Origin of the sequence: Roseomonas sp. HF4 (assembly GCF_005222755.1) — a bacterium.
GTDB lineage: Bacteria > Pseudomonadota > Alphaproteobacteria > Acetobacterales > Acetobacteraceae > Neoroseomonas.
Window position 1 is genome coordinate 132253 of record NZ_STGD01000013.1, and the last position, 25628, is coordinate 157880.

The following is a 25628-nucleotide window of genomic DNA, read 5'->3' on the forward strand; positions in this document are numbered from 1 at the left end:
CGCCGGCTCGATGACGGCAAGATGCCGTGCAGGTGCACCGGAGGCTGACATGAAAATTGATCGCCGCAACCTCTTGGCGCTGACCCTGGCGACGCCGTCGGTCGCAGCGGCGCAGGCTCGCTGGTCGCCTGACCGCCCCGTGACCTTCCTCGCGCCCTTTTCGCCCGGCGGATCGTTCGACGTGACGCAGCGCGCCCTGGCGCGTGCCGTCGAACCGGCGATGGGCCACCCCGTCGCGGTGCTGAACCGGCCGGGTGCGGCCGGGACGATCATGTTGACCGAACTGGCGCGCGCACGGCCGGACGGCCACACGCTCGGGCTGCTGTCGGTGAACACCAATGCCGTCGCGCCGCAGTTGCAGACCCTGACCGTCGACCCTGTCGCCGACTTCACGCCGCTGATGGTCTACGGTTCCTTCCTGACCTTCGTGACGGTCGCAGCCACCTCGCCCTTCCGCACGCTGCCGGATCTCATCGCCTTCGCGCGGCGGGAGCCCGGCAAGCTGACCATCGGTGTCGCGGGGATCGGCGCCAACAGCCACCTCAACATGGCGCGCCTGGCGGCCGAGGAGAACATCGAGGTCACCTTCGTGCCGTTCGCCGGTGGTGCGCCGGCGACCACTTCGCTGCTGGGCGGGCACGTCATGTGCGCGGTCGTCGCGGGGGAGGTGCTGCCCGCCGTGCGGAGCGGATCGCTCCGCCTGGTCTCCCTGTTGAACGAGACCAAGAGCGACGAGTTCCCCGACGTGCCGAGCATGCCCGAGCTCGGCTATTCCTGGGCGTCGCGCCCCTGGCTCGGCATGGGCGGGCCGAAGGGGTTGCCCGATGCGGTGACCGCGCGGTGGAGCGAGGAGCTGCTCGCTGCGACGCATTCGGAGGCGTTCCTGGCGACGATGCGCACCCTCGCCATCGTGCCGGTCCGGATGGGGCCGCGGGAGATGCGGCCCATGATGGCCGAAAGCCTCGCCGAGCACGAAGCCGTGGCGCGGCGGATCAGGATCGGGCGCTTCGCGTCGGGGTAACGGGACGAGGCCGCGGCGCGCCACGCCACGCCACGCTGGAAGGAGCCATCCGTCGACCGATGCCGGAACGTTCCGAAAGATGCGCGGCGCCACGCGGGCCGGTGTCGATGCGGGCGCGCAGAAATCTTGGCGCGCTGCTGTCGCGCGAGGATGATCGTTCGACGTTCGGTCTGCCGTTGATCCGTCGACCGCTGGCGGCGCGCACGGTGCCGTGTAAGGCGCCCCAGGCACCGACGGCGCTTGTGTCGCTTCGCGCGCGGAGGTTCTGATGGCTTCACACCTGCGCTTCCAGGGACGCTGCGGCCTCGTGACGGGCGCGGCGTCGGGCCTCGGCCGCGAGGTCGCGATCGGGCTTGCCGTCGAGGGGGCCAGGCTGGTCCTGTTCGACCGTGATGAGGCGGGCCTCGCGCATACCGCAAGATCTTGCCCCGACAGCGTCTGCATTGTGGGTGACGCCTCCTCCGCCGCGGATGTCGCGCGCGCGGCCGCGGCCTTGTCGCCGATCACGCTCCTGGTCACGGCGGCCGGCATGCTGGGCCCGACCGTGCCGCTGCCGGAGGTCGAGGAAGCCGCCTGGGACCGCCTGTTCGCCGTGAATGTGAAGGGCACCTGGCTGGCGCTGAAACACATCGTCCCGACCATGGAAGCGGCGGGACGCGGCGCCATCGTGACGTTCGCATCGGGCGCGGGCCTGGTGGGCAACCCCGTCTTCCCGGCCTATGCGGCCAGCAAGGGCGCCGTTGTCTTGATGACGCGCAGCCTCGTCGCCGGCCATGCCGCGCAGGGCATACGCGCCAACATCGTCTGCCCGGGACCGATCGAGACGCCGATGCTGCGCGACAGTTTCGCCCAGGCCGGGGATGGGGCCGCGGCCCGGGAGGAATACACCCGGGCGCGCAATCCGATGGGGCGCTTCGGCACGCCGGGCGAGGTCGCCGCCGCCGTGCTGTTCCTGCTGAGCGATGCGGCATCCTACATCAACGGCGTCGCGCTGCCGGTGGACGGAGGCCGGCTTGCCTGACCGGCCCGTCCGGACGGCGATCGTGACCGGTGCCGCGCGCGGCATCGGGGCGGCGGTCGTGCAGCGCCTGATCGATGACGGCGCGCGCGTCCTGCTGGTGGACCGCGACCCGCTGGTGGCGGAGACCGCCGCGCGCCTGGGTGGTGTCGGCCTTCAGCAGGACGTCGCCGAGGCGGGCGCCGGGGTGCTGCTGGCGCAGGCTGCCCTCGACGCCTTCGGGCGCATCGACATCCTGGTCAACAATGCCGGCATCGGCGGATCGAAGGCGCTGGCGGCGTCCGACGATGCGCTCATCGCGCGCTTTCTGGACGTGAACCTCGCCGCCGTGTTGCGCGTCACGCGCGACATCCTGCCGCATCTGCCGCGCCCCGGCGGCCGGATCGTCAATGTCGCGTCCACCTTCGGCATCGCGGGGTATCCCGGTACCACCGCCTATGCCGTGGCGAAGGGCGGCATCGCGCAGTTCACGCGGCAGTTGGCATCCGAGGTCGCGCCCGAAGGCATCACGGTCAATGCCGTCGCGCCGGGCGTGATCGAGACGGCCATGACGGAGGGCCATCGGCGCAATCCGGTGTACCTGCGCGCCGTGCTGGAGCCCACGCCGCTCCGCCGCGCCGGCACGCCAGGGGAGGTGGCGGCGGTGATTGGCTTCCTGGCGTCGAACGACGCATCGTATGTCGTGGGCCAGGTCATCGCGGTGGATGGCGGGTGGCTCGTCGGCCGCTATCCGCCACCCGAACACGAAACGGGAGACGCCTGATGGACCTGAGCGTGAAGTGGCCCGGCGGCGCGCGCGTCGCGGTGACCCTGACCTTCGACTTCGACGCCGAGACGCTCTGGCTCGCCCGCGACCCGGCCAACGCGCAGCGCCCGGGGACGCTGAGCCAGGGCACCTACGGCGCGCGCGTCGGCGTGCCCAAGATCCTGGAGACATTGCAGGAAGCGGCGGTTCCCGCGACCTTCTTCATCCCCGGCTGGACCGTGGAGAACCATGCCGACCGCGCCGCCATGGTGCTGAAGGCCGGGCATGAGATCGGCCATCATTCCTACTCCCACGCCTGGATCGAGCCCGGCTTTCCGGACGTGGAAACCGAGGAGATGGAGCGCGGGCTCGAGGCGCTGAAGCGCGTGCTCGGCGTCGTGCCGCGCGGCTACCGTTCTCCGGCCGGGGAGACCAGCGACAACACCATCCGCCTGCTCGCGCAGCACGGCTTCCTCTACGACAGCTCGATGATGGCGGAGGTGAACCCCTACCGCATCCCGGCGCCGGGCGGCGGCAACATCGTCGAGTTGCCCTGGCACTGGAGCCTGGACGACGCGCCCTTCGCGCTGTTCTCCATCAAGACGCCGCGGCCGATCTTCACCAACAGCCACATCCGCGAGGTCTGGCAGGACGAGTTCCGCGAAATCCACCGCTGGGGCGGCTACTACAACCTGGTCATGCACCCGCAGGTCACGGGCCGGCCGAGCCGCATCGCACTGCTGCGGGAAATGATCGCCTTCATGCGCGAATTCGACGGTGTCTGGTTCGCCACCTGTACCGAGGTCGCGGAGGCCTGGGCCGCCACGCAGTCCTGAGCCCGACCGCTTTCTTCAACCATGCCGCAGGAGACCGACCATGCAGATGACACGACGACAGGGGCTCGCCGCGGCGGGCGCGATGCTGGCCTCGCCCCGCCTGGCGCTTGCGCAGGGGCGCGAGAGGCCGTTCCGCTTCGTGGTGAATGTCGGGCTGCAGAACCTCGACCCCATTGCGAGCCCGTCCTTCGTGACACGCAACTTCGGCTACCTGGTGTTCGACACGCTCGTCTCGATGGACAGCCAGGGGCGGTATCGCCCGCAGATGCTGCAGGGCTGGGAGACCAGCGCGGACGGCCTCGCCTGGACCTTCCGCCTGCGCCCCGGCCTGATGTTCCACGACGGCACGCCGGTCACGTCGGAGGATGTGGTGGCGTCCCTGCGGCGCTGGGGCAATCGCGATTCCATCGGGCGCCGCCTGATGGCGGCGACCGCGGAACTGGCGACGTCCGGCGCGGATGGCTTCACGCTGAAACTCTCCCGCCCCTTCGGCGGCGTGATCGAGGCGCTGGGCAAGCCGTCGGTGCACGTGCCCTTCATCATGCCGGCGCGCATCGCCGCCGCCACGCCGCCGACGCAGCCGGTGCGGGAGATCATGGGCTCCGGTCCCTTCGTCTTCCTGCCCGACCGCTGGATCCCCGGCGAACGCACCTTCTTCCGCCGCAATGAGCGCTACGTGCCGCGCGACGAGCCCGCGGACGGGCTGGCCGGCGGCAAGGTGCCGAAGGTCGAGCAGGTCGAGATGATCACCATGCCCGACATTGCGCTCCGCGCGACGTCGCTGCAGCAGGGCGAGGTCGACTACCTGGAATACGCGCCGATCGACAACCTGCCGCTGATGCGCAGGGACCGGAACATCGTCATCTCGGAGGCGCGCGGCCAGGCCGAGATGATGTATGCCGTCAGCATCAACCACGCGTTGCCGCCCTTCGACAACGTGCTGGTGCGCCGCGCGCTGCAGCAATGCCTGGACCGGAGCGAAATCCTGGCCGGCGCGGGCTTCGCCGAGACCGGCAACCCGGACTGCACCGCGATGTTCATGTGCGGCACCGCCTTCAGCAGCGACCGCGGCGGCGCGGCGATCGCGCGCCCCGACCTCGACCGCGCCAAGGCGCTGCTGCGCGAGGCCGGCTACACGGACCAGCGCGTCGTGCTGATGCATCCTCTCGATTCCGCGCTGCTCAATCCCTTCGGCCTCGTGCTTATCGACCGCATGAAGCGCGCCGGCTTCAATCTCGATGTCCAGGGGTCGGACTGGTCCTCGATCGCGCAGCGCTGGGTGCAGCGCCAGCCGCTCGACCGTGGTGGATGGTCGGTCGTGCCGGTCGTCTACACGGGCTTCGACATGGCGAACCCGCTGTCCAACCTCGGTGTCGGCTTCAACTGCACGGGTAACCAGCCCTGGGGCTATTGCGAGGCGGCGATGACCCCGCTGATCGAACGCTTCGAGGCCGAGGGAGACCCCGACCGGCGGCGCGAGATCGCCGCCGAGCTGAACCGCGTAGCGATCGAACAGGCGACCTTCCCGATCGCGGGGCAGTTCCGCGCACCCGCCGCCTGGCGCGCGCAGCTGCGCGGCGTGATCGACTTCGGCTTCCCGGTGATCTGGAACATCGAGCGCACGTGACGCCGGCGCGGGGTGGCGCAACGACCGAAGGGCCGCGCCACCCCCGTCGGGCCGGATCGCGCGGGCGGCGCGACTAAGCCCCCGCGAGCCCGGCCAGCGTCTCCGCCGTGCGATCGAGGTGGCGCGCGATGACCGCCCGCGCGGCGGCCGCGTCGCGCGCCGCGAGGGCTTCGAGCATTTCCCAGTGCTCGGCCTGCTGCGGCGCCGTGCCGAGGTCGGCGGCGCCGGCGCGGACGTAGCGCTCGACGTTCGTGCGCTGCATCCTGATCATCTCGATCAGGCGTGGCGAGCGCGAGGCCGCATGGACCGCGTCGTGGAAGGAGGCGTTCAGCATCGTCCAGGACTGGTCGCGCCCGCGCGCGCGGTCCATGCGCTTCAGGATGCGCCGCAACCCGCCAAGTTCGGCATCGGTGATGTGCTGCACGGCCATGGCGATGGCGAGTTGCTCCAGCGCGCTGCGGATCGCGAAGATCTCGCGCAGGTCCTCGGCGGAAAGCCGCGTCACCTCGACCCCGCGATAGGGCAGCACATGCACCAGCCCCTCGGCCTCGAGCTGCTTCAGCGCGTCACGGACCGGTGTGCGGCTGACGCCGTGGCGCGCCGCGATCTCGTCGATGTCGAGCCGCGCGCCTGCCGCCACCTGGCCGCGCAGGATATCGAAGCGCAGCGTCGCCGCGACGGCTTCCTGCCGGCTCGGTATCGCGAGCGCCTGCGCTGTGGTCACGCGCTTGCGCACTGTTGGGGCCGATGCCATGCTCCACTGATATATTACGTATCACGCCAAAGAAAGTACGCTTTGGGAGCTGCCAGCTTCGGACGGGACCGCTCGCGGCGCGCCGCGCCGCATCAACCGTGAGCCGAAAAGGGGACACCAGCATGGACCATGAACAGAAGGCGTCGCCGGGCAGGATCGGCCGCCGCGGCGCCCTGCTGGGCCTTGGCGCCGGGGTGCTCGCCGGACAGGCGCAGGCGCAGGGAGCGGATTGGCCGACGCGCCCGATCCGCATCCTGGTGGGTTATCCCGCGGGCGGTGCGAACGACCTGGTCGCGCGGGCGGTCGCCACGCCACTGGCCGAGACGCTGAAGCAGGCGATCACGGTGGAGAACCGCACGGGTGCCGCCGGCACCATTGCCGCCGACGCCGCCAAGCGCGCCGCGCCGGACGGCGAGACGCTCTACATGATGTCGAGCGCGCAGGTCCTGGCGCCGGCCGTGCGGCGCGAGGTCAATTTCGACCCCGTCGCCGACTTCACGCCGATCGCGCTCTGCGCCTCCGCGCCGTATTTCTTGGTGGTGCACAGCAGCGTGCCGGCGCGCAACGTGGCCGAACTCGTGGCGCTGGCGAAGGCGCGGCCGGGGCAACTCAGCTACGCGTCCTCGGGCGTCGGCGCGGGTCCGCACCTCACCTCCAGCCTCTTCATGGCGGTGGCCGGCATCGAACTGAACCACATCCCCTATCGCGGCGATGCCGATGCGCTGATCGACCTGACCGCGGGCCGCGTGCAGGTCTCCTTCATCTCGGTGCCGCCGACCTGGCCGCACATCCAGGCCGGCACGCTGCGTGGGCTGGCGGTGTCGAGCGCCGATCGGCTGGCGATGGCCCCCGAAGTCCCCACCGTGGCCGAAAGCGGCTACCCCGGCTTCGACATGGGCGCTTGGTGGGGCCTGGTCGGGCCGAAGGGCCTGCCGCGCAGCATCGTGGACAAGGTGGCCGGCGCGGTGCGGCCCATCCTTGACGGGCCGGAATTCGGCCAGCGCTTCGCCGCGCAGGGCATCACGCCGGGCAGGCTCGGCCCCGATCCCTTCGCCGCACGCATCGCCGCCGACACGGTGAAGTTCGCCGACATCGTCCGCCGCGCGGGCATCACGCCCATATGACCGACGGCGTCGTGCCGGGCCGCATCGCGCTGCTCGGCGGCGGCGCGGTCGGCAGCTTCGTCGCCGGCAGCCTTGCGGCGGCGGGGCACCACGTCGTGCTGATCGACGGCTGGCCCGAACATGTCGCGGCGATCCGGGACGGCGGGCTGCTGCTGGACTGCCCGGAAGGGGAACGGCGCACCCACCCCGAAGCCTGGCACCTCGGTGAGACGCAACGTCTGCGCGGACTGGATGTCGAGGCAGCGTTCCTGACCGTGAAGCTCTACGACACCGACTGGGCGGCGGCGCTGCTCGCGACCTGGCTGCCGCCCGGCGTGCCCGTGGTCACCTTGCAGAACGCACTGGTCGAGGACCGCGTGGCGCGCGCGGTCGGCTGGGGCCGCGTGCTCGGCGCGATCGGCGGCGGACTCGATGTCTCGATGGCCGGGCCGGGCAAGATGCGGCGCACCCGCCGGCGCGGCGCGGCGGGCGCGCCGGTGTTCAAGGTGGGCGAGGTGCATGGCCGGCGCACGCCGCGTGCCGAACGGATCGCGGCGCTGCTCTCGGCGGCCGATACGGCCGCGGTGACGGCCGACCTCTGGACCGAACGCTGGTCGAAGCTGACGGCGAACACCATGACCTCGGGCATTTCGGGCCTCGCCGGCCTGTCGCTGAAACAGGTCTATTCGCGCGACGATACGCGGCGCATCGCGATCCGCCTTGGCGCCGAGGCGATCACGGTGGGCGAGGCGCTCGGCTTCCGATTGCAGAAGCTGTTCGGCGCGCCGCCTTCCGTCTGGTGCCGCGCCGCCGCCGGCGATGCGGATGCGCTGGCCGACGCCCTCGACGCCATGGCGGCGCAGGCCGCGAGCATGGTCGAGGGCGGCATGTCGGGCACCTCGCAGGACCTGTCCAAGGGTCGCCCCACGGAGGTGGATTTCTTCAACGCCTTCATCGCACGCGAAGGGGCGCGCCTCGGCGCGCCCGCACCGACCCATGCGCGCCTCGCCGCGCTGATCATCGAGGCCGAGCACGGACGGCTCGGCCTCGGCCCTGACAATATCGCCCGCATCGGCGGGCCGACGGAGAGCATGACGGCATGACCGAACGCCTGAGTTTCACGGCCAGCGACGGGCTGGAGATCGCCTACTATATCGACGACTTCACCGATCCCTGGACGGTTCCGGCCACGCTCGTGCTGCTGCATTCGGCGATGGGCAATTCGAAGCGTTTCTATTCCTGGGTTCCGGGCCTGGCGCGGCACTTCCGCGTGGTGCGGATGGACCTCCGTGGCCATGGCCGGTCCGCGGTGCCGGCGCCGGACGTGGCGCTGTCGATGGATCGCTTCGTGCGGGATGTCGAGGAATGCATGGATGCGGTGGGGGCGAAGGAGGCGCACATCGTCGCCAACTCAGCCGGCGGCTACCTGGCGCAGAAGCTGGCGATCACGAAGCCGGAACGCGTGCTCGGCCTTTGCGTCGTCGGCTCCACGCCGGGGCTGAGCCCGAGCGCGCTGGATTGGCTGCCTTTGATCGAGAAGGAGGGGCTGACGCCCTTCCTCACGCGCACCATCGCCATGCGCTTCGACCTGGAAAGCACCGATCCCGGCATGGTGCGCTGGTTCCTCGAGCAGACGGCGGAGAACGACCCGGCCTATGTGGCGCGCTTCATCGGCTACATGGCGACCCAGGAATGGAGCGGTGACCTGCCGCGCATCAAGGCGCCGACGCTGGTCATCTATCCGGGCGGCGAGACCGTCGGCAGCGCCAACAGCTACGACACGATGGGCGAGCGCATCCCCGACGTGAAGATGATCGAGTATCCACACATGCCGCACAACATTGCCGACATGATGGCCGATCGCTGCGTCAGCGACATCCTGGCCTTCCTGTCAGCGAAGTTCGGCACGCCGAAGGCCTGAGCCATGCCACGCCACATCGCCTGCCTGTCCTTCGATTTCGACACCTGGTCCGGCTTCGCCGCGCGTGGCATGACCACGCCGACGCCCACCTCCCGCGGGGAATTCGGCGTTGTGGGCGCGGGCCGGGTGCTCGACCTGTTGAAGGCGCGCGGCCTCAAATCCAGCTGGTACATCCCTGGCGTCGTGATCGAGACCTATCCGGACGCCTGCAACCGCGTCGTCAACGAGGGCCACGAGGTCGGCCATCACGGCTGGAGCCATGTGCCGCCAGCCTGGCTGGAAGCGGATCGCGAGGCCGATGAATTTGGTCGCGCGATCGAGAGCATCGTCCGGCTCACGGGGCAGAAGCCGGCCGGCTACCGCTCGCCGTCCTGGGACATCAGCGACCGCACGATCGACCTGATCCTGCAGCACGGGCTGCGCTACGACAGCAGCATGATGGGCCATGACTGCAGCCCCTATTTCGCACGCCGCGGCGATGTGGTGGTGGCGGACCAACCGATGCGTTTCGGCGAAACCACGGACCTCGTGGAGATTCCGATCAGCTGGTCGCTCGACGACCATCCGCATTTCGAGTTCATCCGCACCAAGACCGAGGTGCTGCCCGGCCTCGCCAATGCCGATGCCGTGCTGGAGAACTGGCTGGCCGACTTCGCCTACATGCAGCGCACCGAGGCATGGGGCGCGCTGGTCTTCACCTTCCACCCCTATGTCGTGGGGCGCGGCCACCGGATGCTGATGCTGGAGAAGCTGATCGACGCGCTGGGCGCGGCGGGCGCCGTGTTCATGACGCTCGACGAGTTGCAGGCGGAATTCCGCGAACGCGCGGGTGCCGGCGCATGACGGCCGCCTGGACCGGCCCGGGCCGCGCCTGCACGCTGCCCGACCCGACGCCCGAGACGGCACCCGAAACCGCCGCCGTCTTCGCCAAGGTGGCGGAAAGCCGCGGCTGGGTGTCCAACCTGCTGACCTCGATCGGCCACGCGCCGGACGCGCTCGCGCGCTTCTCGGCGCTCGGCCATTACGGCCGCTACGGCACGGAACTGAACGAGCGGCAGCGCGAGCTGGTGATCTGCATCGTCGGGCGCGACATCGCCTATGCCTGGGCGCACCACGCGCCGCTGGCGCTGGATGCCGGGGTGACGGAAGCGGAGTTGGCGGCGATCAAGGCCGGCAGCACGCCGCAGGGGCTGGACGCCGCCGACCAGGCGCTTTGCGACCTGACCTTCGCGGTGACCCGCTTCGCCGGCGTGCCGGACGCGACCTGGGACGCGGTGCGCCGCAGCTTCACGCCGCGCCAGGCGACCGACATCGCGATGCTGGCGGCCTACTACCTCGCGGCCGGTGCGCTGATCATGGGCCTCGGCGTGAAGGTCGAGCCGCCGGAGATCCTCGCGATCGAGCGGGACTGGCAGAAGCGCCCGCGGGTCGGCGACCGTGTCGTCGCGACGAATGCCTGAACACCCGGGGACAGGAGCCACTCACATGCAACGACGCCAACTCGGAGCCGCCGCGGCGATGCTTGTGCTCGGCACCCTGGCCAGACCGGCGCTGGCGCAGGACTGGCCGAGCCGGCCGATCCGCGTCGTCCTGCCCGTGCCGCCGGGCGGGGGGACCGACATCCTCGGTCGCATCCTCGCCCCGCACCTCCAGGCGAGGCTCGGCCAGCCGGTTCTGATCGAGAACCGCCCGGGCGGCGGCTCGACCATCGGCACCAACCTTGTCGCGAAGGCCGAGCCGGACGGCTACACGATGCTGCTGATCGACAGCGCCATCGCGGTGAACCCCTCGCTCTATCGCACGCTGCCCTATGACACGCAGCGCGAGCTGCAGCCGGTGGCACTCGCCGCGACCGCGCCGGTGATCCTGGTTGGTGCGCCCAACTTCGCACCGAACACCGTGGCCGAACTGCTGGCCTATGCGCGCGCACATCCGGGCGAGGTCAACTTCGCCTCCGGCGGCAATGGCACCTCCACCCATCTGTCGGGGGAACTGCTGCGCCATGTCGGCGGCATCAACATCGTGCATGTACCTTTCCAGGGTTCGGGCCCCGGCGTCACGGCGGTGCTTGGCGGGCAGACGCAGATCATGTTCTCCGGCATCAGCTCGACGCGCCAGCATGTGGAAGCGGGGCGGCTGAAGGGCTTTGCCGTCACGGGCGACAGCCGTTCGGCGTCGATGCCCAACATCCCGACCTTCGCCGAGGCTGGCCTGCCCGAGATGAACGCCGAGACCATCTGGGGCTTCTGGCTGCCGGCCGGCGCACCGGGCGCGATGGCCGAGCGGTTCGCGCGCGAATTGTCCGCCGTGCTGGCGATGCCCGAGGTGCGCGCGCGTGTCGAAGCGCTCGGCTACGTGCCGCGCGGCAGCACGCCGGCGGCCTATCGCGCACGATTCGAGGCCGAGCTGGCGAAATGGGCGCCGATCATCCGCCAGGCCGGCATCCAGGCGGGTTGACGCAGGTGAACACCCGCCTGGACGGCAAGGTCGCGTTTCTCTCCGGCGGCGGCGGCGGCATCGGCCATGCCTCCTGCCTCGCCTTCGCCGCGGCCGGCGCGCGCATCGCCGTGTGCGACCACGATGCCGCGCGCGCCAGGCGCACGGCGGCCGCCGTCGAGGCCGCGGGCGGGCAGGCGGTGGCCCTGCCGGCCGACATCCGGGAGGACGCCCAGGTGGCGGCCGCGGTCGCCGCGGCGGTGGCGCGGTTCGGCCGGCTCGATATCCTGCACAACTGCGCCGGCGGCACCGATCCGCAGGACGGCAACATCACGGATGTCGGCCTCGACGTGTTCGACCGCACCATGGGGCTCGATCTGCGCGGCACCTTCCTGTGCTGCCGCCACGCGATCCCGGAGATGATTCGCGCGGGGGGCGGGGCGATCGTCAACATGTCCTCGGGTGCCGCGCTGCGCGGGGCCAGCCCGTTCCACGTCTACACCGCGGCGAAAAGCGCGCTGCTCGGGCTGACGCGGGCGCTGGCCGGCACCTACGCGCAGCAGGGCATCCGCGCGAACGTCATCGCGTCCGGCCGGGTGATGACGGATCGCATCAAGCGCGACTGGGGCGAATTGACGGAACAGGATGCCGCGCGCGACCCGCAGAACCCCGTGCAGCGCGCGCGCGACTACCCGTTCTGGGTGGGCGAGCCCGAGCATATCGCGGCGACGGCCGTCTTCCTGGCCTCCGACGCGGCACGCATGATCACCGGTGCCACCATCGCCGCCGATGGCGGACGCTCGGCCTATTGAGGATCACCGCATGTCCGACCGGGCGCGCCACCGCTTCCTGCTGATCAGCGCCTTTTCCCTGCCGGAGGGTGCCGGATACCGCATGCGCGCCTTCGGCGGCAGCAAGGAAGGCATGCTGCTGAATGCCGACCGGGTCCTGCCGCTGCTCGCGGATATCGACTGGGATGTCCACCCGGGCGCGCCCGCCACCCATGGCGCCTGGCCGGTCGAGACGCGGGAGGAATTCGCCATCACCGGCGTCAATCGCCTGCCGGTGGTGCGGGAAGCCTGCGAAAGCGGACGCTACGATGCGATCGTGCTGCTTGGCGGCGGCGATCCCGGCTATGTTGAGGCGCGCGAGATCGGCCGCCGCCACGGCGTGGCTGTCACCGCCTGCGCGCACGCGCAGATGCATGCGGCGGGGATGCTCGGCCACCGCTTCTCGATCCTCGACGTGTCGGAGAACCACAACCTCCGCATGGCGGACCTGGTCGTGCAGTACCGCATGACGGAGCATTGCGCCTCGATCCGGAACCTCGAATTCCCGCTACCGCGCCCGGCCCATGCCGGGCGGGTGAGCGTGCAGGACGAGAGCGAGCGGCATGCGCGCGGCGAGCCTTCCGCGATGCTGGACGCCGCGACCGATGCCGCCGAGGCGGCGATCGAGGAGGATGGCGCCGAGAGCATCATCCTCGGCTGTTCCGCCGCCTATTGGCTGCAGGCGCCGCTGCGCCGCCGGCTCCTGGAACGCGGCTGGGACATCCCGGTGCTGGAGGGCTACAGCGCGGCGATCGCGCAGGCCCGGATGCTGCTGGCGCTCGGCGTGGATGCCAGCGGCATCGCCTTCCCGAAGGACCCGCCCCCGCGCACGCGCCGGCGAAAGTTCGCCTGATACCAGCGGCCGCCTTCAGCGATCGTCGGTGTGCTGTTTCCCGGCCCTTCGGGCGCCCGGCACGGATCGAAGCCTCGTGCCGCTGGTCGCGACTGCGGGACGTGACATGGCCGCTACCGCGCGGCCTTCAGCAGCGGCCGCGCGACCAGCAGCGTCGTCAGCGACAGTTGCGCCGCCATGGCGATCATCGGCACCATCCATCCGCCGCTCAGCGTCACCAGCAGCCCGAACAGCGCCGGCCCGGCGACATAGCCGAGAAAGGTGAGCAGCGTGGAGCCCGAGGTGGCATCCGAGACACGATCGCGCGGCGACAGTCGCGCCACCTCGGCCATGTAGACGCCGTTCCAACTGGCCGCCGCGAAGCCCGCGAGCGCCGTGAGCGACGCCGCCACCGCCAGGCTCGGCGCGGCGGGCATCGCGGCCAGCAGCAGCACCGCGGCTGATGCCGCGACGCCCTGCACCAGCAGGTTGAGCGTCGGCCGCCCCGTGCGGTCCGCGAGCCAGCCGAGCACGATGCGCGCCACCACGCCCGCCCCCTGCATCGCCGCGAAGGCCGATCCCGCCTGCACCAGCGACAGGCTGCGCGTCTCCACCAGCCAGGTGACGGTGAAGGTGAACAGGCAGCCCTGCACGACCGCGAAGGACACCGCGAGCAGCGTCAGCGGCAGCAGGGCCGGCGCCAGGGCCAGGGCGGCGAACGGCGCGGCCAGGGTGCGCCGGCTGAACACGCTGGCGAGGCCGATGGAGCGCGCGGCGTCGCGTTCCGCATCCAGTTCGCGCCGCAGGCCCTGGATGGCGGCGGCGGCGACGAAGGCTGTCGCGGCGCATACGACCAGCGCCACGCCCCAGCCGAAGGCGGCGGCCAGCGGGGCGGTCACCAGCCCGGCCAGCACCCCGCCCAGCGGCGCGCCCGCCTGCTTGACCGAGAAAATGAGGCTGCGGTGCCGTGGCGGCGCTGTTGCGGCCAGGATGCGGCTGCCGGCCGGCGGGCTCGGCCCATAGCCGATGCCCAGCAGCAGCGCGGCCAGCGCCAGGGCCGGCACCGTGCCGATGCCGAGCGCCAGCAGCCCGATCGCCGACAGCGCGGCGCCGACCTGCAGCATCCGGACCGGCCCGAGCCGCGCCAGGAACGGCCCACCGAAGGCCAGGAACAGCACGGTGCCGAGCGCGTTCAGCGCCGAGAGATTGCCGATCGCCTCCGCCGCCAGGCCCATGCTGTCGGTCAGCACCGGCGCCACCACCGGCAGGCTCTGCGCCATGAAGGATGCGATCACCTGCATCAGCAGCGTGGCGCCGAGGGCGGCGATCCAGGGTGCCCTCATGCCGCGCCATCCAGCAGGCCGGCGGCGCGCAGCACCGCGACGCATTCCGCAACGTCGCGCGGGTCGGGCGGTGCCAGCGCCGGCCGCCATCCCGCGCCGACCTCCATGCCGAGCACCCCGGCCAGCGTCTTGAACAGCGCGACGTGGTGGAAGCCCTGCGCGAAATAGCGGCTTTGCAGCCGGCCTGCGATCGCGCTGATGTCGCGTAGGTGCCGCGCCGCCACGCTGAAATCGTCGCGCAGCGCGGCATCGAGGAAGCGCCCGCAATGCGGCACCGCCGCGGTCTGGCACAGCACCGGTCGGGAGGACCCGATCATGAAGCGCGGCGCCCGCTCGGGGAACGTCAGGCGGCCGAACAGGAAGTATTCCTCAAGCGAGGTCGACACCGCGATGCGGTCGCCGACGCGCTCCATCATGCGGGCGTAGCTGGCGAAATTCAGCGTGGTGTCCTGCACGGCGCAGACATTCGGCAGGTGCAGCAGCGCCTCCACCTGCTCCGGCGCCAGGTAGTAGCCGAGTTCGGCGAGGGTGGTGCTGTAGACCACCATGCCGATGGCGCTGCGCTCGGCGACGTGTTCGTAGAAGGCGCGCACGCCGGCCGCGTCGCGCGGCCCGTAGAAGGGCGGCCAGACCATCGCGAGGTCGGCGCCGGCCGCGGTCGCGTGCCGCAGGAGGTCGACCACATTCGCCGCCACCGGATCGGAACAGCCGACCACCACCGGCAGCCGACCCGCCGCTTCATCGAGAACCAACTCGGCCACGCGCTTCCGTTCGGCCAGCGTCAGGGCGAAGAATTCCTGGTGCAGCGAATGCACCGACAGGCCACCCACGCCGGGCAGCGCCATCGTGCGCCGGACATTGCGCCGCAGCGCCGCCTCGTCGATCGATCCATCCGCGTGGAACGGGGTGTAGAGGATGGTTACGTACCCGGAGAGTTCGGCCCGCACCCAGTCGCGTGCCTCCCCCGGCGCATAGCGCATGCGGTCAGGCGCCTTCGTCGTCCTGGCGCCAAGCTCGCATCAGTCGAGCCTGATATTCGCCTGGCGCACGACCCGCGCCCATTTCGCCGTCTCGGTGCGGAGATTCTCGGCATAGGCGGCTGGCGGCCCACCGATGGATTCGAAGCCGAGGCTTCGCAGCCTTTCCTGCACCGCTTCATGCGTCACGCCGGCGCGGAAGGCATCCGACATGCGCGCCACGGCGGCGTCCGGCGTGCCGGCCGGCACCAGCACGCCCCAGAAGGTCGATGCGGCCACGTCGGCGAGGCCGGCTTCCGCGAAGGTCGGCACCTGCGGCAGTGCACCGGAGCGGCGCGCCCCGGTGACGGCAAGCGGCCGCAGCCTGCCGGCATCCACGTGCGGCCGCGCCGCACTGATGCCGTTGAACATCAGCGGCACGTGGCCCGCGACCACATCTGTGGTCGCGGGGCCGGTGCCGCGATAGGGCACGTGCACGAGGTCGATGCCGGCCACCATCTTCAGCAGCTCGCCCGCCAAGTGCGTGGACGCGCCATTGCCGCCGGAGGCGTAGCTGAGGCGTCCCGGCTGCGCCTTGGCCATCGCCACGAGCTCCTGCACCGTGGTCACCGGCAGCGCGGGATGCGCGAGGAGGATGACCGGCCCCGTCGCCAGCAGGCTGACCGGGGCGAAATCCTTCGCCGGATCGTAGGGCAGGTTCGGAAACAGCGACGGGTTGATGGCGAAGCTGCTGTCCACCAGCAGGGCGGTGGTGCCGTCCGGCGCCGCGCGCGCGACAATGTCGCTGCCGATCGTGCCGCCGGCGCCGGCGCGGTTCTCGATCACCAGGGGCTGGCCGAAGGCGGCGCGGACATGCGGCTCGATCACGCGCATCAGGTTGTCTGTGCCGCCACCCGGGCCGAACGGCACCACGACGCGCAACGGACGCTCGGGATAGGCCTGCGCGCGTGCCCGGTTCACGTGCGGCACGCCAAGGGCGGCGGCGAGCAGGTGACGACGGCGAAGTGTCGGCATGTCGTTGCCCTTTCTTGATCGACGCATCTCAAGGCATCGTAATGGCGGGACCCGATTGTGCAATGGCGCCCCCGGCTCGACGATGCATCGCGCGCGCCACGGCGGCACTGGAGAATGTGATGACGCTGACACCGAACATGTCGTTCCTGCCGGCCAGCGACGGCGTGCGGCTCGCGTGGCGCGTCGATGACTTCACCGCGCCGTGGCGCACGCCCACCGTCCCCGTGCTGCTGCTGCATGCCGCCATGGGGGCTTACCGGCGTTGGTTCGGCTGGATCCCGGAGCTGGCCCGTCACCACGCCACGCTGAGCCTGGAACTCCGCGGCCATGGCGCATCCGCCGTGCCGACCGAAGCGCAGCCGCTGACCCTGGAGCGGCTGGTCGCGGATGCGGTGGAACTGCTCGACCATCTCGGCGTCGGCAGCGCGCATGTCGTCGGCCTCTCGGCCGGTGGCTATGTTGGGCAGCGGCTGGCGATGGCGCATCCGGAGCGGGTCGCGAGCCTGTCGTTGTTCGCGTCCACCCCCGGCCTGAAGAACAGCCAGGCCGGCACCTGGCCGGCGAAGGCGGCGGCGATGGGGCTCGAGGCCTTCATGCGCTCGGGTGTCGCCGATCGCTTTCCGGCCGACGCGGACCCCGGGCTGGTGGACTGGTTCTGCCGGCAGACCGGGGCCAACGACCTGCCCTTCATCGGGCGCTTCGTCGCCCATATGAGCAGCCGCGATTGGGAGGATGAACTGCACCGCATCGCCTGCCCGACGCTCATCGTCACACCGGGACACGAGCCGATCGGCTCGCACGACCAGTATGAGCGCATGGCGACGTTGATCCCGGATGCTGAACTGGTCTCGCTTGCCGGCATGCCGCACAATATCGGCGACGCGGCGCCGGACGCCTGCGTGGGCGCGCTTCTGGACTTCCTGGCGCGGCGAACGGCGTGATCCTCGGCGCCGAGGTGGCGGCCCGGTCCATTCGCAGTCGTCAGCCGCGCCCTTCGACGCACGCGCAAGAACCAAGGGCGCGGCCGATTGTCCGGCCACGGGCGCCGTGCAGGAGGCGCATCCGACTGACGGTTACGCACGGTGCGCGGCACCGGCACCATCTCATTCCGGCAGCGGGAACCGTTCCAGATACGGCTGGTAGCCGGGCTCAACCCTGGTATCGAGCGACGGCAGCACGCGCACCATCCTGCAGTAGACGGAAATCGTGAGCCCAAGGGTCATGAGCCGTTCATTGTCAAGAACCACCCGGCTTCCTGCACTGGCAGAGCCGCACTAGCGTCGCCGCATGGACCGGCTGACCGCATTACGGCTTTTCCTGCGCACCCTCGATCGCGGCGGCATCGCGGCGGCGGGACGCTCGCTCGGGTTGTCGGCGACAGCGGCTTCGCGGGCGCTGCGCGAATTGGAGGACGACCTGGCGCTGCGGCTGTTCGACCGGACCACGCGCCATGTCGCGCCGACCGAGGCCGGGCGGCGCCTGGCGGCCCGCATCACGCCCCTGCTCGAGAGCCTCGACGCCGCGATGATCGAGGCGCGCGAGATGCACGAGGAAGCGACCGGCACGCTGCGCATCGTGGCGCGGCGCTCCTATGCGCTGCGTCATGTGGTGCCGCATCTCGCCGGCTTCCGGGCCGCGCATCCGCGGGTCGAGATCGACCTGGAACTGACCGAGCAGACCGGGCTGGTGCCGGCGCATGGGGTGGACCTGGTCATCCGCCTCGGCCTGCCGGCAGGAAAGTCGTTCACCGGGCACCGCTTGGCATCGGGCCGGCGGATCCTTTGTGCCAGCCCCGGCTACATTGCCCGGCACGGCGCCCCGGCCACGCCCGACGCTGTGCTGCAGCACCCCTGCCTGACGTATCGCGAGGCCGATGAGGCACCCGTCTGGGTCTTCACCACCGCAGCCGGCGCGCGGCAGGAGGTCGCGGTGTCCGGACCGTTCCGCTCCAACAGCGGGGAGGCGCTGCGCCAGGCGGCGCTGGACGGCATGGGCCTGGTGCTGCTGCCCGAATGGATGCTCGGCGAGGACGTCGCTGCCGGCCGCCTGACGCCGCTGCTGCCCGGACTGCCGGCCTGGCCCGGCCGCTACCAGGCCGAGATCCACGCCGTGCATGTCCGCGCCGATCACCTTCCAGCCAAGATCGCCGCCTTCGTCGGGCATCTGCTCGCCGTCGCGGATCCTGCCGCCTGACGGCAGAGTGTTTTGCAAAGTTGCCGGCTGGCGCCCGAATGCGACATCGCGCGAAGTTGAGGGCAGGAGGACACGCCCCCATGGTCGAGATAACACCGCTCACCCCCGTCTTCGGCGCCCGCATCACCGGCCTCGACATCGCCTGCGGCGTGGACGCGACGACGATGGCCGCAGTGCGCGAGGCGCTCGACCGCTTCTCGGTGCTGGTCTTCCCAGACCAGCACATCGACGACGCGGCGCAGATCGCCTTCAGCGAAGGCTTCGGGCCGCTGGAACGCACCCGCGCCGGCGCGCCCGGGGCGGGCAGCGCAGTGATCCTCCTGTCGAATATTGGCCCAGCCGGCGAGATCGCACCGCCAACCGACAAGCAGGTGCTGAACAACAAGGCAAACCGGCTCTGGCACCATGATTCGTCGTTCAAGCCGGTACCGGCGCGGGCCTCGCTGCTGTCGGCGCGTGAAATTCCCGCGGCCGGCGGGGACACCGAATTCGCCTCCATGCGCGCCGCCTTCGCCGCGCTCGATCCGGCCGAGCAGGCGGTCTTGCGGGGCCGCGTCGCCATCCATGACTTCGACTGGTCGCGCTCAAGGGTCGATGCCGCGCTGGTGAGCGAGGCCGAGCGCAGCCAGCACCCGCCGGTACGCCAGGCCCTGGTCCTGGAGGAAAATCCGCATGGCGCGGCGCTGTATCTCGGCGCCCATGCGCGTAGCATCGAGGGCATGGGTGAGGCTGAGTCCCGCCTACTGATCGACCGGCTGATGGCGCTGGCGACGCAGCCCGCCTTCACCTACGCGCATCGCTGGCGGCCGCGTGACCTCGTGATGTGGGACAATCGTGCGGTGCTGCACCGCGCCACGCCCTTCGCGACGACGACGGAACGCCGCCACATGGTGCGCACCTGCGTCGCCGGCGCCGCGCCGACGCTTGTCGCCGCCGCGTGAGCGCCGAACGCTTCGAGGGCGACTGGGACCACATCATCGTCGGCGCGGGCAGCGCCGGCTGCGTGCTGGCCAACCGCCTCTCCGCCGATCCGCGCCGCCGCGTCCTGCTGCTGGAGGCCGGCGGGGAGGCGCGCCACCCTTACCTCCAGGTCCCGGCCGGCTTCCTCAAGACTTTTCGCGATCCGCGCTTCAACTGGAACTTCACCACCGAACCCGGCCCCGGCGTGGACGATCGGGCGATGCATACGCCGCGCGGGCGGGTGCTCGGCGGCTCCTCGGCGATCAACGGGCACCTCTGGGTGCGCGGGGCGGCGCGGGATTTCGACGACTGGGCGCAGGCCGGCTGTCGCGGCTGGTCGCATGCCGACGTTCTGCCGGTGTTCCGCAGTATCGAGGACTACCATGCCGATGCGCATCGCGGCGCCGGCGGGCCGCAGCACGTCTCCGACATCCCCGCGCTGCATCCGATCGTCGCGGCGTTCCTCGATGGCGGGGCCGAATGCGGGCTGGGGCGCAACCCGGACTACAATGGTGCGGCGCATGAGGGCGTCTTCACCTACCAACGGACCATCCGTCGGGGCAGGCGCTTCAGCGCGGCGAGCGCGTTTCTCTCGCCGATCCGTCGCCGCACCAATCTGCGCATCGTCACAGGCGCGATGGTGCTGCGCATCGAGACGACCTCGGGGCGCGCCACCGGCATCACCTTCGCGCGCGACGGCCGCGTGCTGACGGCGCATGCGACGGGCGAGACCGTGCTCGCCGCGGGCGCGATCGGCTCGCCGCATCTGCTGCAGGTCTCGGGCCTCGGCCCGGCGGCGCTGTCGCAGGCGCTCGGCCTGCCGGTCATCGCCGACAATCCCGGCGTCGGCGAGAACCTGCAGGACCACTACGCCATGCGCGTGGTCCATCGCGTTACCCGCCCGGTCACGCTGAACGAGCAGGCGCGCCCGCCGCGCCTGTGGTGGGAGATGGCGCGCTGGATGCTGACGCGGCGCGGCATGCTCGCCTACAGTCCGGCCCATGCCGGCGCCTTCGCGCGGTCGCGCGACACGCTCGACGAACCCGACCTGCAACTCGTCTTCACCCCAGCCTCCTATTCGGAGGAAGGCGTGACGGGGCAATTGCAGGAGGTGCCGGGGATGACCATCGGCGTCTGGCAATGCCGGCCCGAGAGCCGCGGATTCGTGCGTGCCAGGGACGCGGACCCTCGCCAGGCGCCGGCTATCCAGCCGAACTACCTGACGGCGACCGAGGATCGCGCGGCGGCCATCAGTGGGCTGCGTGTCGCGCGCCGGCTGCTGGGGACGCGCGCCCTCGCGCGCTGGTCGGCGGCGGAGACCGCGCCCGGTCCGGCCCAGCAGGACGACGATGCCCTGCTGGCCTATGCGCGGGCGAAGGGCGCGACCGTCTATCATCTGTGCGGTACCTGCCGCATGGGTGGCGACGGCGCGCCCGTGACGCCGGACCTGCGGTTGCGCGGCCTTGACGGGCTGCGCGTGGCCGATGCTTCGGTCATGCCACGCATCGTCTCGGCCAATACGAATGCGACGACGATGATGATCGCAGCGAAGGCTGCGGCGATCATGCTCGATCAGTCCATCACGAAGCCGTAGGGCAGGCAGACGCCACCGACACTGCGCAGGCGGGCCGGGTCGTGCCGTGCCCTGCCCTGCTTGATCAGGCGTCCGAAGCCTGCTGGCCGTCTCGGGCAGTGCCATCACACGAGCAACGCCCAGACAGAGTTGTTTTCCCGGTTCCGACCGCTGCAGCAAACTTTCGTTTCTGCGAATCGTTGATTGCACATCAAGGTTCACTGCGGCGCCAACGGGCCGCCTCACCTCGTGACACTGGACGTCCATGGACGACAAAGACCACGTCTTCGCCCGCTTCAAGAACGACAAGCCCGCCGCCGCCGAGCGACGCGAGATGCTGAGCATCCCGCGCAGGGGCAACGCGATTGGCAGCCGGGCCGTCGAAGTCGTGCACGTGCGATCGAGTGCCGCGCCGACTGGCATGGGTCAGGCCCGGCGCCTGACGTTCACGAATCGCGCCGCGACGTGGGAAAACGGGTTTCCCGCAAGGCCTGCGGCGCAGCCTCCGGGCATGGTTGATTCAGAGACGCCCGCGAGGGCAGAGCCGGGCACGCATGTGATGCCGATGTGGGAGCCGACCGCGATTGCAGCGGAGGTAACCGCGCCGGTTCGTGATGAAGCGCCGGTGGCTGCGGCCGTATCCGCCGCGGCGACAAGCCATCTGCGGACCTACAGGCTAGCGAGACGCGTCGCCGATCCGTTCGACAACTCGGACAATGGCGCGAACTGCATGCGCTGCGGCTATGCGATCGAGGCAGCGCGGGAGATGCGCGGGCTGATGATTTGCTCAGCGTGCGGCTAAATCGGACGGGCATTCCCGCGTGGGCCCGATAGGGTCCGACCAAAGGCACGGCTTGCCGCCCGTTCGGTGCTAGACTGCCCATCCCACGTGAAAGAGCTGTCCTTGATCGAAAAATACGGCTGGACTGATGCGTTGCGGCTGGCATTCGAAGCGCATGCGCAAGCCGGCCGCATCCCGGGGCGTATCATCATCCAGCAGCGGCAAGCGAACCTGGTGGCCACGGATGTCGGCAGGCTGAGCGCCAAACTCTCCGGACGCATGCGTCACGAGGCTCGGGAGGCGGGCCACCCGGCCGCCGGCGACTGGGTGGCTTTGTCTGCGAACGCGGGCGAAGGTACGGCCACAATCCATGCCGTCCTGCCTCGCCGCACGGCTTTCGTGCGTCGGGCGGCCGACAGCGTGCAGACACTGCAGGTCATCGCCGCCAACATCGACGTCGTTTTTGTTGTCACCTCGATGAATGCTGACCTCAATCCGCGTCGGCTTGAGCGCTTCCTCGCGGCTGCCTGGCAGAGTGGTGCGCGGCCCGTGCTGGTGCTGACCAAGGCCGACCTGTGCGAGCAACCGGAAGCCCAGGCCGCGGCGATCGCAACCCTGGCCGGGGGCTGCCCAGTGCTTATCGTGTCGGTGCGCCGGGGTCTCGGCCTGGGCGACCTGATGGATCACGTCAAGCCGGGCGAGACCTGTGTGCTGATCGGCTCATCGGGTGTCGGCAAATCGACCCTGGTGAATGCTCTGCTGGGCGAGGAGCGGATGGCGACCCAGGACATCCGCGCCGCGGATGCCCGGGGGCGTCACACCACCAGCCATCGCCAACTCGTGCTGCTGCCTGGCGGAGGACTCCTCCTCGACACGCCTGGCATCCGCGAAGTTGGCCTGGTTGACGCGGATGAGGGTCTCAGCACGGTCTTCGACGACATAGAACAGCTGGCGCAGAATTGCCGCTTTCGCGACTGCGGGCACGAAACCGAACCGGGCTGTGCCGTGCGCGGCGCGCTGGACGCGGGCCTGCTCGACGCCGGTCGCTGGGCGCATTTCCAGAAGCTGAGTCGGGAACTGGCGGCGTCGGGGCTGACGAAAGACCGATTGGCGCAGGAGGTGGAACGCCGTCGCCTGGCGGCGCTGCAGAAGGCGTATCAGTCGACGAAGAAGGATCTGCGAGACTCGGTTTCCTGAACACCGCCGGCAATTGAGGCGGTCATCCTCCGCCGGAAAAAGGCACATCATCCAGCCGCAGGTCCGCTGAGCGACCGGGCCGCGCGCGGCAACCACCTCAGCCCCGATCGAGGAAGACGGGGCTCGCATCAGGGTTCCATCGGATCCCGTCGGCTGCGAGCGTTTCAGCCAGCATCGCGCGATCCAGGCGACAGTGATGCACGAGCAAGCGGACATAGGTGCCGACGAAGTCGGGACCGTGGCCATCGCCCGCGCCCTCCGCCGTGCTGGTCAGCGCATGCGCGATCTCATGCAGCAGGATCCAGCTCGGCAGGCTCGGCGGTGCCTCGATCGCAAGGCGGCTTCCGGTCGCGAGCGTGGCCCTGGACGCCTTGCGCTGCCGCACGCGCGGCGGCCATCGCAGGCCCTCCGCCGCCCAGACATGGTCGATGATCGCCTGCATGTGGTCGAACGGCACCACCGAGCGGTCCAGCGGTGCGACGACGCGGTTCTCCCAGGCATAGAGCCGCCGGTCGCGCGCGCTCGTCATCGCGGCCGGCGCGGCAGCGGCTGCGCGCCGCCGGCGCTGCCGATCGGCCGTTCGAGGGTCACGCGGGCGCCGGCTTCCATCCCGGAGCGATAGGCGGTGCCGTCGCGCACGGTGCGCGTCGTGTAGCTCGTCCGCAGCCGGATCCCGAGTTCGCGGAAACCTTCGGCGATGATCCGCCGCTTCACCAGGACCAAGGCGGTGCCCGATGCGGTCGGTGTCCTGGCGGATTCCTCCGCCGAGCGGCGATGCGCCGCAAGATCGACGATACGCTTCGACACGCGCTCGGCGAAGCCGTAGCGGAAGCTGCGGAGCCGGTTCTGCGGCGTCGCGCGGCCCGCTCGGTAGGCGTCGCTCGCGCGATACGCCGCCTCCTCATGGTCGACCGCGCGCGCCACGACGTGCAGCAGGTACTCCGCCATCAGCACATCCGGTTCGAGCCCATAGAAGACGAAGGTGGTCCGCCCGACCATCCAGCCCTTGGTCTCGGTCAGCTCGATGATCGGCAGGAAGATGGTGCCGAGCGCCTGCAGCCGCGGCCCGCTGAAGACAACATGGCGCTGGATGCAGGTCTCCTGGCGGAGGTCCACCTCGGACATGGTCAGCCCATAGATCTCGAGGAGCTCGCCGATCTTCTGCGCGGCGGCCAGCGCCTCGGCCTCCGAGCAGCCACGATCCACCGTGCGCGCCGCCAGGGCGCGGATGAGGCCCTTCACCCTATCGAGTTCCGTCTGCTGGCTCACCGCTCCTGCGCCTCGTTCGCGTGACGTGACCGCCGGTCCACCGCGCCCCCCGCACATCGTCGCGCGGCGGGCACAATCCCGCATCCGGCCCGGTCCTTCCTATCCTGGCGCAGCATCCGCCATGCGCAAGCGTCGGCGCGTCCCGCGCTCCCGCTGGCACCGAGCCTTGACCGCCGCGCGACCCCGTTCCTAGCGTGCCGGGACGAGCCTTGGCGCCGACCGGTCGGCCCATGCCAGCGAGATGTCCCGGGGAGCCCATGGCCACGCACCGCTTCCATCCGACACGCTACTTCAACGCAATCGGCGTCGCCGAACCCGTCCTGCGCGTCGCGGATGGCGACACGGTGGTGACCGACACGCTCGATGCCTCTGGCCTCGATGCGCGGGAGGTCGCCGTCGGCAGCCGGCCGAACCCGATGACCGGCCCGTTCTTCATCGAGGGCGCCGAGCCCGGCGACACGCTCGCCGTGCGGATCGACCGGCTGACACCGAACCGGGCGACCGGCTGGACCTATTCGCCACTCGCGCTGACCGTGCTGGACCCGGCCGCGATCTTCGACCGGCCGCCGCAGCAGCGCGTCGTCTGGGATATCGACCGGGCGGCCGGGACGGTGCGCCTGCAGGACAAGGTGAAGGGGCTCGAGGACTTCGCGCCACCCATCCAGCCCATGATCGGCTGCTTCGGCGTCGCGCCGGCGGGTGGGCAGGCGCTGTCCACCGCGACCAGCGCGCAGAACGGCGGCAACATGGACTATCGCCTGTTCGCGCCCGGCACGACGGCCTGGTTTCCCGTCGCGGTGCCCGGCGCGCTCTTCTATCTCGGCGACGGGCATGCCTGCCAGGGCGACGGGGAGATAACCGGCACCGGCATCGAGACATCCTTCGAGATGGAGGTGACATTCCGCGTCCTGAAGCGGAAGATCACGTGGCCGCGCGGAGAGACGGCCGACGACATCTTCACGGTCGGCAATGCCCGGCCGCTGGACCAGGCGCTTCAGCACGCCACGACCGAGATGTCGCGCTGGCTCGGCGAGGACTACGGTCTGGATGCCAGCGCCGCCAGCCACCTGATGGGACAGGTTGTCCGCTACGATGTCGGCAACGTCTTCAACCCCGCCTTCACTGTCGCCTGCCGCATTGCCAAACGCTGGCTCCCGAAGCGTTAGGACTGGGTGTCACGCCGCGATCTGGGACCACG

The 25628-nt window shown here is 70.5% G+C and carries 26 protein-coding genes; 20 read left to right on the forward strand and 6 right to left on the reverse strand.

Going from position 1 to position 25628, the window contains the following annotated elements:
• Positions 1–49 precede the first annotated feature (49 nt).
• The 5 genes from E8M80_RS19035 to E8M80_RS19055 all read left to right on the forward strand — a co-directional run bounded on the left by E8M80_RS19035 (position 50) and on the right by E8M80_RS19055 (position 5247).
• Positions 50–1021, forward strand: a complete 972-nt coding sequence (locus E8M80_RS19035) for a tripartite tricarboxylate transporter substrate binding protein (protein ID WP_170979505.1) — start codon at positions 50–52, stop codon at positions 1019–1021.
• Between the two features lie 268 nt (positions 1022–1289).
• Positions 1290–2042: an SDR family NAD(P)-dependent oxidoreductase gene (locus tag E8M80_RS19040; protein ID WP_137127302.1), complete on the forward strand. Its 753-nt coding sequence runs from the start codon at positions 1290–1292 to the stop codon at positions 2040–2042.
• Positions 2035–2802, forward strand: coding sequence for an SDR family NAD(P)-dependent oxidoreductase (locus tag E8M80_RS19045; RefSeq protein ID WP_240790124.1), 768 nt, complete (start codon positions 2035–2037; stop codon positions 2800–2802). Before E8M80_RS19040 ends, E8M80_RS19045 begins: the two co-directional genes overlap by 8 nt.
• Positions 2802–3620, forward strand: coding sequence for a polysaccharide deacetylase (locus E8M80_RS19050; RefSeq protein ID WP_170979506.1), 819 nt, complete (start codon positions 2802–2804; stop codon positions 3618–3620). Before E8M80_RS19045 ends, E8M80_RS19050 begins: the two co-directional genes overlap by 1 nt.
• Before the next feature lie 40 nt (positions 3621–3660).
• Entirely contained in the window at positions 3661–5247 is a 1587-nt protein-coding gene (locus E8M80_RS19055; RefSeq protein ID WP_137127304.1) for an ABC transporter substrate-binding protein, read from the forward strand.
• Positions 5248–5320: 73 nt separating this feature from the next.
• Here E8M80_RS19055 and E8M80_RS19060 read toward each other — a convergent pair whose 3' ends face one another.
• Positions 5321–6001 (reverse strand): GntR family transcriptional regulator, encoded by a 681-nt coding sequence (locus tag E8M80_RS19060; protein WP_137127305.1) that lies wholly within the window; start codon positions 5999–6001, stop codon positions 5321–5323.
• A 122-nt stretch (positions 6002–6123) separates the two neighbouring features.
• Between E8M80_RS19060 and E8M80_RS19065 the strand changes: the two genes are divergently transcribed.
• Genes E8M80_RS19065 through E8M80_RS19100 form a run of 8 tightly spaced genes read left to right on the forward strand, consistent with a single transcriptional unit; the run spans position 6124 to position 13144 of the window.
• The gene (locus tag E8M80_RS19065; protein WP_170979507.1) at positions 6124–7125 is read left to right on the forward strand and encodes a tripartite tricarboxylate transporter substrate binding protein; all 1002 of its coding nucleotides are present in this window, start codon (positions 6124–6126) and stop codon (positions 7123–7125) included.
• Entirely contained in the window at positions 7122–8207 is a 1086-nt protein-coding gene (locus E8M80_RS19070) for a ketopantoate reductase family protein (protein ID WP_137127307.1), read from the forward strand. Before E8M80_RS19065 ends, E8M80_RS19070 begins: the two co-directional genes overlap by 4 nt.
• The gene (locus E8M80_RS19075; protein WP_137127308.1) at positions 8204–9025 is read left to right on the forward strand and encodes an alpha/beta fold hydrolase; all 822 of its coding nucleotides are present in this window, start codon (positions 8204–8206) and stop codon (positions 9023–9025) included. Before E8M80_RS19070 ends, E8M80_RS19075 begins: the two co-directional genes overlap by 4 nt.
• Positions 9026–9028: 3 nt before the next feature.
• Positions 9029–9868: a polysaccharide deacetylase gene (locus E8M80_RS19080; RefSeq protein ID WP_137127309.1), complete on the forward strand. Its 840-nt coding sequence runs from the start codon at positions 9029–9031 to the stop codon at positions 9866–9868.
• Positions 9865–10485, forward strand: a complete 621-nt coding sequence (locus tag E8M80_RS19085; protein WP_137127310.1) for a carboxymuconolactone decarboxylase family protein — start codon at positions 9865–9867, stop codon at positions 10483–10485. Before E8M80_RS19080 ends, E8M80_RS19085 begins: the two co-directional genes overlap by 4 nt.
• A gap of 25 nt (positions 10486–10510) precedes the next feature.
• Positions 10511–11482 carry a tripartite tricarboxylate transporter substrate binding protein gene (locus E8M80_RS19090; RefSeq protein WP_137127311.1) on the forward strand — a complete coding sequence of 324 codons (972 nt, stop codon included), beginning with the start codon at positions 10511–10513 and terminating at the stop codon, positions 11480–11482.
• Positions 11483–11487: 5 nt separating this feature from the next.
• Positions 11488–12273 carry an SDR family NAD(P)-dependent oxidoreductase gene (locus tag E8M80_RS19095; protein WP_240790126.1) on the forward strand — a complete coding sequence of 262 codons (786 nt, stop codon included), beginning with the start codon at positions 11488–11490 and terminating at the stop codon, positions 12271–12273.
• A gap of 10 nt (positions 12274–12283) precedes the next feature.
• Complete coding sequence (locus tag E8M80_RS19100) at positions 12284–13144, forward strand: aspartate/glutamate racemase family protein (RefSeq protein WP_137127312.1); 861 nt, start codon at positions 12284–12286, stop codon at positions 13142–13144.
• Positions 13145–13257: 113 nt separating this feature from the next.
• Here E8M80_RS19100 and E8M80_RS19105 read toward each other — a convergent pair whose 3' ends face one another.
• From E8M80_RS19105 to E8M80_RS19115, 3 genes are read right to left on the reverse strand one after another with little or no spacing between them, the layout of a single operon-like run.
• Positions 13258–14466 (reverse strand): MFS transporter, encoded by a 1209-nt coding sequence (locus E8M80_RS19105; protein ID WP_170979509.1) that lies wholly within the window; start codon positions 14464–14466, stop codon positions 13258–13260.
• Positions 14463–15446 (reverse strand): dihydrodipicolinate synthase family protein, encoded by a 984-nt coding sequence (locus tag E8M80_RS19110; RefSeq protein ID WP_137127314.1) that lies wholly within the window; start codon positions 15444–15446, stop codon positions 14463–14465. Before E8M80_RS19110 ends, E8M80_RS19105 begins: the two co-directional genes overlap by 4 nt.
• 39 nt (positions 15447–15485) lie before the next feature.
• Positions 15486–16457 (reverse strand): tripartite tricarboxylate transporter substrate binding protein, encoded by a 972-nt coding sequence (locus tag E8M80_RS19115; RefSeq protein ID WP_137127315.1) that lies wholly within the window; start codon positions 16455–16457, stop codon positions 15486–15488.
• A 119-nt stretch (positions 16458–16576) separates the two neighbouring features.
• Here E8M80_RS19115 and E8M80_RS19120 point away from each other — a divergent pair, with 119 nt between their 5' ends.
• The 6 genes from E8M80_RS19120 to rsgA all read left to right on the forward strand — a co-directional run bounded on the left by E8M80_RS19120 (position 16577) and on the right by rsgA (position 23161).
• On the forward strand, positions 16577–17398 hold the full coding sequence (locus tag E8M80_RS19120; protein WP_170979510.1) for an alpha/beta fold hydrolase: 822 nt from the start codon (positions 16577–16579) through the stop codon (positions 17396–17398).
• Positions 17399–17744: 346 nt separating this feature from the next.
• Positions 17745–18650 carry a LysR family transcriptional regulator gene (locus E8M80_RS19125; RefSeq protein WP_137127317.1) on the forward strand — a complete coding sequence of 302 codons (906 nt, stop codon included), beginning with the start codon at positions 17745–17747 and terminating at the stop codon, positions 18648–18650.
• A gap of 80 nt (positions 18651–18730) precedes the next feature.
• The gene (locus tag E8M80_RS19130) at positions 18731–19591 is read left to right on the forward strand and encodes a TauD/TfdA family dioxygenase (RefSeq protein WP_137127318.1); all 861 of its coding nucleotides are present in this window, start codon (positions 18731–18733) and stop codon (positions 19589–19591) included.
• On the forward strand, positions 19588–21204 hold the full coding sequence (locus E8M80_RS19135) for a GMC family oxidoreductase (RefSeq protein ID WP_137127319.1): 1617 nt from the start codon (positions 19588–19590) through the stop codon (positions 21202–21204). The genes E8M80_RS19130 and E8M80_RS19135 overlap by 4 nt, the downstream gene beginning before the upstream one ends.
• Before the next feature lie 244 nt (positions 21205–21448).
• Positions 21449–21985: a hypothetical protein gene (locus E8M80_RS19140; protein ID WP_137127320.1), complete on the forward strand. Its 537-nt coding sequence runs from the start codon at positions 21449–21451 to the stop codon at positions 21983–21985.
• An 87-nt stretch (positions 21986–22072) separates the two neighbouring features.
• Positions 22073–23161: a ribosome small subunit-dependent GTPase A gene (gene rsgA / locus E8M80_RS19145; protein WP_206035676.1), complete on the forward strand. Its 1089-nt coding sequence runs from the start codon at positions 22073–22075 to the stop codon at positions 23159–23161.
• Between the two features lie 97 nt (positions 23162–23258).
• On the opposite strand, the gene E8M80_RS19150 is transcribed toward rsgA, so the two are convergent.
• Both E8M80_RS19150 and E8M80_RS19155 read right to left on the reverse strand, forming a co-directional pair.
• Entirely contained in the window at positions 23259–23690 is a 432-nt protein-coding gene (locus E8M80_RS19150; RefSeq protein WP_137127321.1) for a hypothetical protein, read from the reverse strand.
• Positions 23687–24430: a DUF2786 domain-containing protein gene (locus E8M80_RS19155; RefSeq protein WP_170979511.1), complete on the reverse strand. Its 744-nt coding sequence runs from the start codon at positions 24428–24430 to the stop codon at positions 23687–23689. The genes E8M80_RS19150 and E8M80_RS19155 overlap by 4 nt, the downstream gene beginning before the upstream one ends.
• Positions 24431–24687: 257 nt before the next feature.
• On the opposite strand from E8M80_RS19155, the gene E8M80_RS19160 reads away from it, so the two are divergent.
• Positions 24688–25596, forward strand: coding sequence for an acetamidase/formamidase family protein (locus E8M80_RS19160; protein ID WP_137127323.1), 909 nt, complete (start codon positions 24688–24690; stop codon positions 25594–25596).
• Positions 25597–25628 lie beyond the last annotated feature (32 nt).

What these genes read in the sequence shown, in the direction of transcription:
- E8M80_RS19150 (WP_137127321.1), bottom strand. Translation starts at nt 23,690, where the DNA reads ATGACGAGCGCGCGCGACCGGCGGCTCTATGCCTGGGAGAACCGCGTC.
- E8M80_RS19035 (WP_170979505.1), top strand. Translation starts at nt 50, where the DNA reads ATGAAAATTGATCGCCGCAACCTCTTGGCGCTGACCCTGGCGACGCCG.
- E8M80_RS19065 (WP_170979507.1), top strand. Translation starts at nt 6,124, where the DNA reads ATGGACCATGAACAGAAGGCGTCGCCGGGCAGGATCGGCCGCCGCGGC.
- E8M80_RS19160 (WP_137127323.1), top strand. Translation starts at nt 24,688, where the DNA reads ATGGCCACGCACCGCTTCCATCCGACACGCTACTTCAACGCAATCGGC.
- E8M80_RS19120 (WP_170979510.1), top strand. Translation starts at nt 16,577, where the DNA reads ATGACGCTGACACCGAACATGTCGTTCCTGCCGGCCAGCGACGGCGTG.
- E8M80_RS19070 (WP_137127307.1), top strand. Translation starts at nt 7,122, where the DNA reads ATGACCGACGGCGTCGTGCCGGGCCGCATCGCGCTGCTCGGCGGCGGC.
- E8M80_RS19090 (WP_137127311.1), top strand. Translation starts at nt 10,511, where the DNA reads ATGCAACGACGCCAACTCGGAGCCGCCGCGGCGATGCTTGTGCTCGGC.
- E8M80_RS19125 (WP_137127317.1), top strand. Translation starts at nt 17,745, where the DNA reads ATGGACCGGCTGACCGCATTACGGCTTTTCCTGCGCACCCTCGATCGC.
- E8M80_RS19085 (WP_137127310.1), top strand. Translation starts at nt 9,865, where the DNA reads ATGACGGCCGCCTGGACCGGCCCGGGCCGCGCCTGCACGCTGCCCGAC.
- E8M80_RS19055 (WP_137127304.1), top strand. Translation starts at nt 3,661, where the DNA reads ATGCAGATGACACGACGACAGGGGCTCGCCGCGGCGGGCGCGATGCTG.
- E8M80_RS19140 (WP_137127320.1), top strand. Translation starts at nt 21,449, where the DNA reads ATGGACGACAAAGACCACGTCTTCGCCCGCTTCAAGAACGACAAGCCC.
- E8M80_RS19040 (WP_137127302.1), top strand. Translation starts at nt 1,290, where the DNA reads ATGGCTTCACACCTGCGCTTCCAGGGACGCTGCGGCCTCGTGACGGGC.
- E8M80_RS19130 (WP_137127318.1), top strand. Translation starts at nt 18,731, where the DNA reads ATGGTCGAGATAACACCGCTCACCCCCGTCTTCGGCGCCCGCATCACC.
- E8M80_RS19075 (WP_137127308.1), top strand. Translation starts at nt 8,204, where the DNA reads ATGACCGAACGCCTGAGTTTCACGGCCAGCGACGGGCTGGAGATCGCC.
- E8M80_RS19105 (WP_170979509.1), bottom strand. Translation starts at nt 14,466, where the DNA reads ATGAGGGCACCCTGGATCGCCGCCCTCGGCGCCACGCTGCTGATGCAG.
- E8M80_RS19050 (WP_170979506.1), top strand. Translation starts at nt 2,802, where the DNA reads ATGGACCTGAGCGTGAAGTGGCCCGGCGGCGCGCGCGTCGCGGTGACC.
- E8M80_RS19110 (WP_137127314.1), bottom strand. Translation starts at nt 15,446, where the DNA reads ATGCGCTATGCGCCGGGGGAGGCACGCGACTGGGTGCGGGCCGAACTC.
- E8M80_RS19100 (WP_137127312.1), top strand. Translation starts at nt 12,284, where the DNA reads ATGTCCGACCGGGCGCGCCACCGCTTCCTGCTGATCAGCGCCTTTTCC.
- E8M80_RS19115 (WP_137127315.1), bottom strand. Translation starts at nt 16,457, where the DNA reads ATGCCGACACTTCGCCGTCGTCACCTGCTCGCCGCCGCCCTTGGCGTG.
- E8M80_RS19060 (WP_137127305.1), bottom strand. Translation starts at nt 6,001, where the DNA reads ATGGCATCGGCCCCAACAGTGCGCAAGCGCGTGACCACAGCGCAGGCG.
- E8M80_RS19080 (WP_137127309.1), top strand. Translation starts at nt 9,029, where the DNA reads ATGCCACGCCACATCGCCTGCCTGTCCTTCGATTTCGACACCTGGTCC.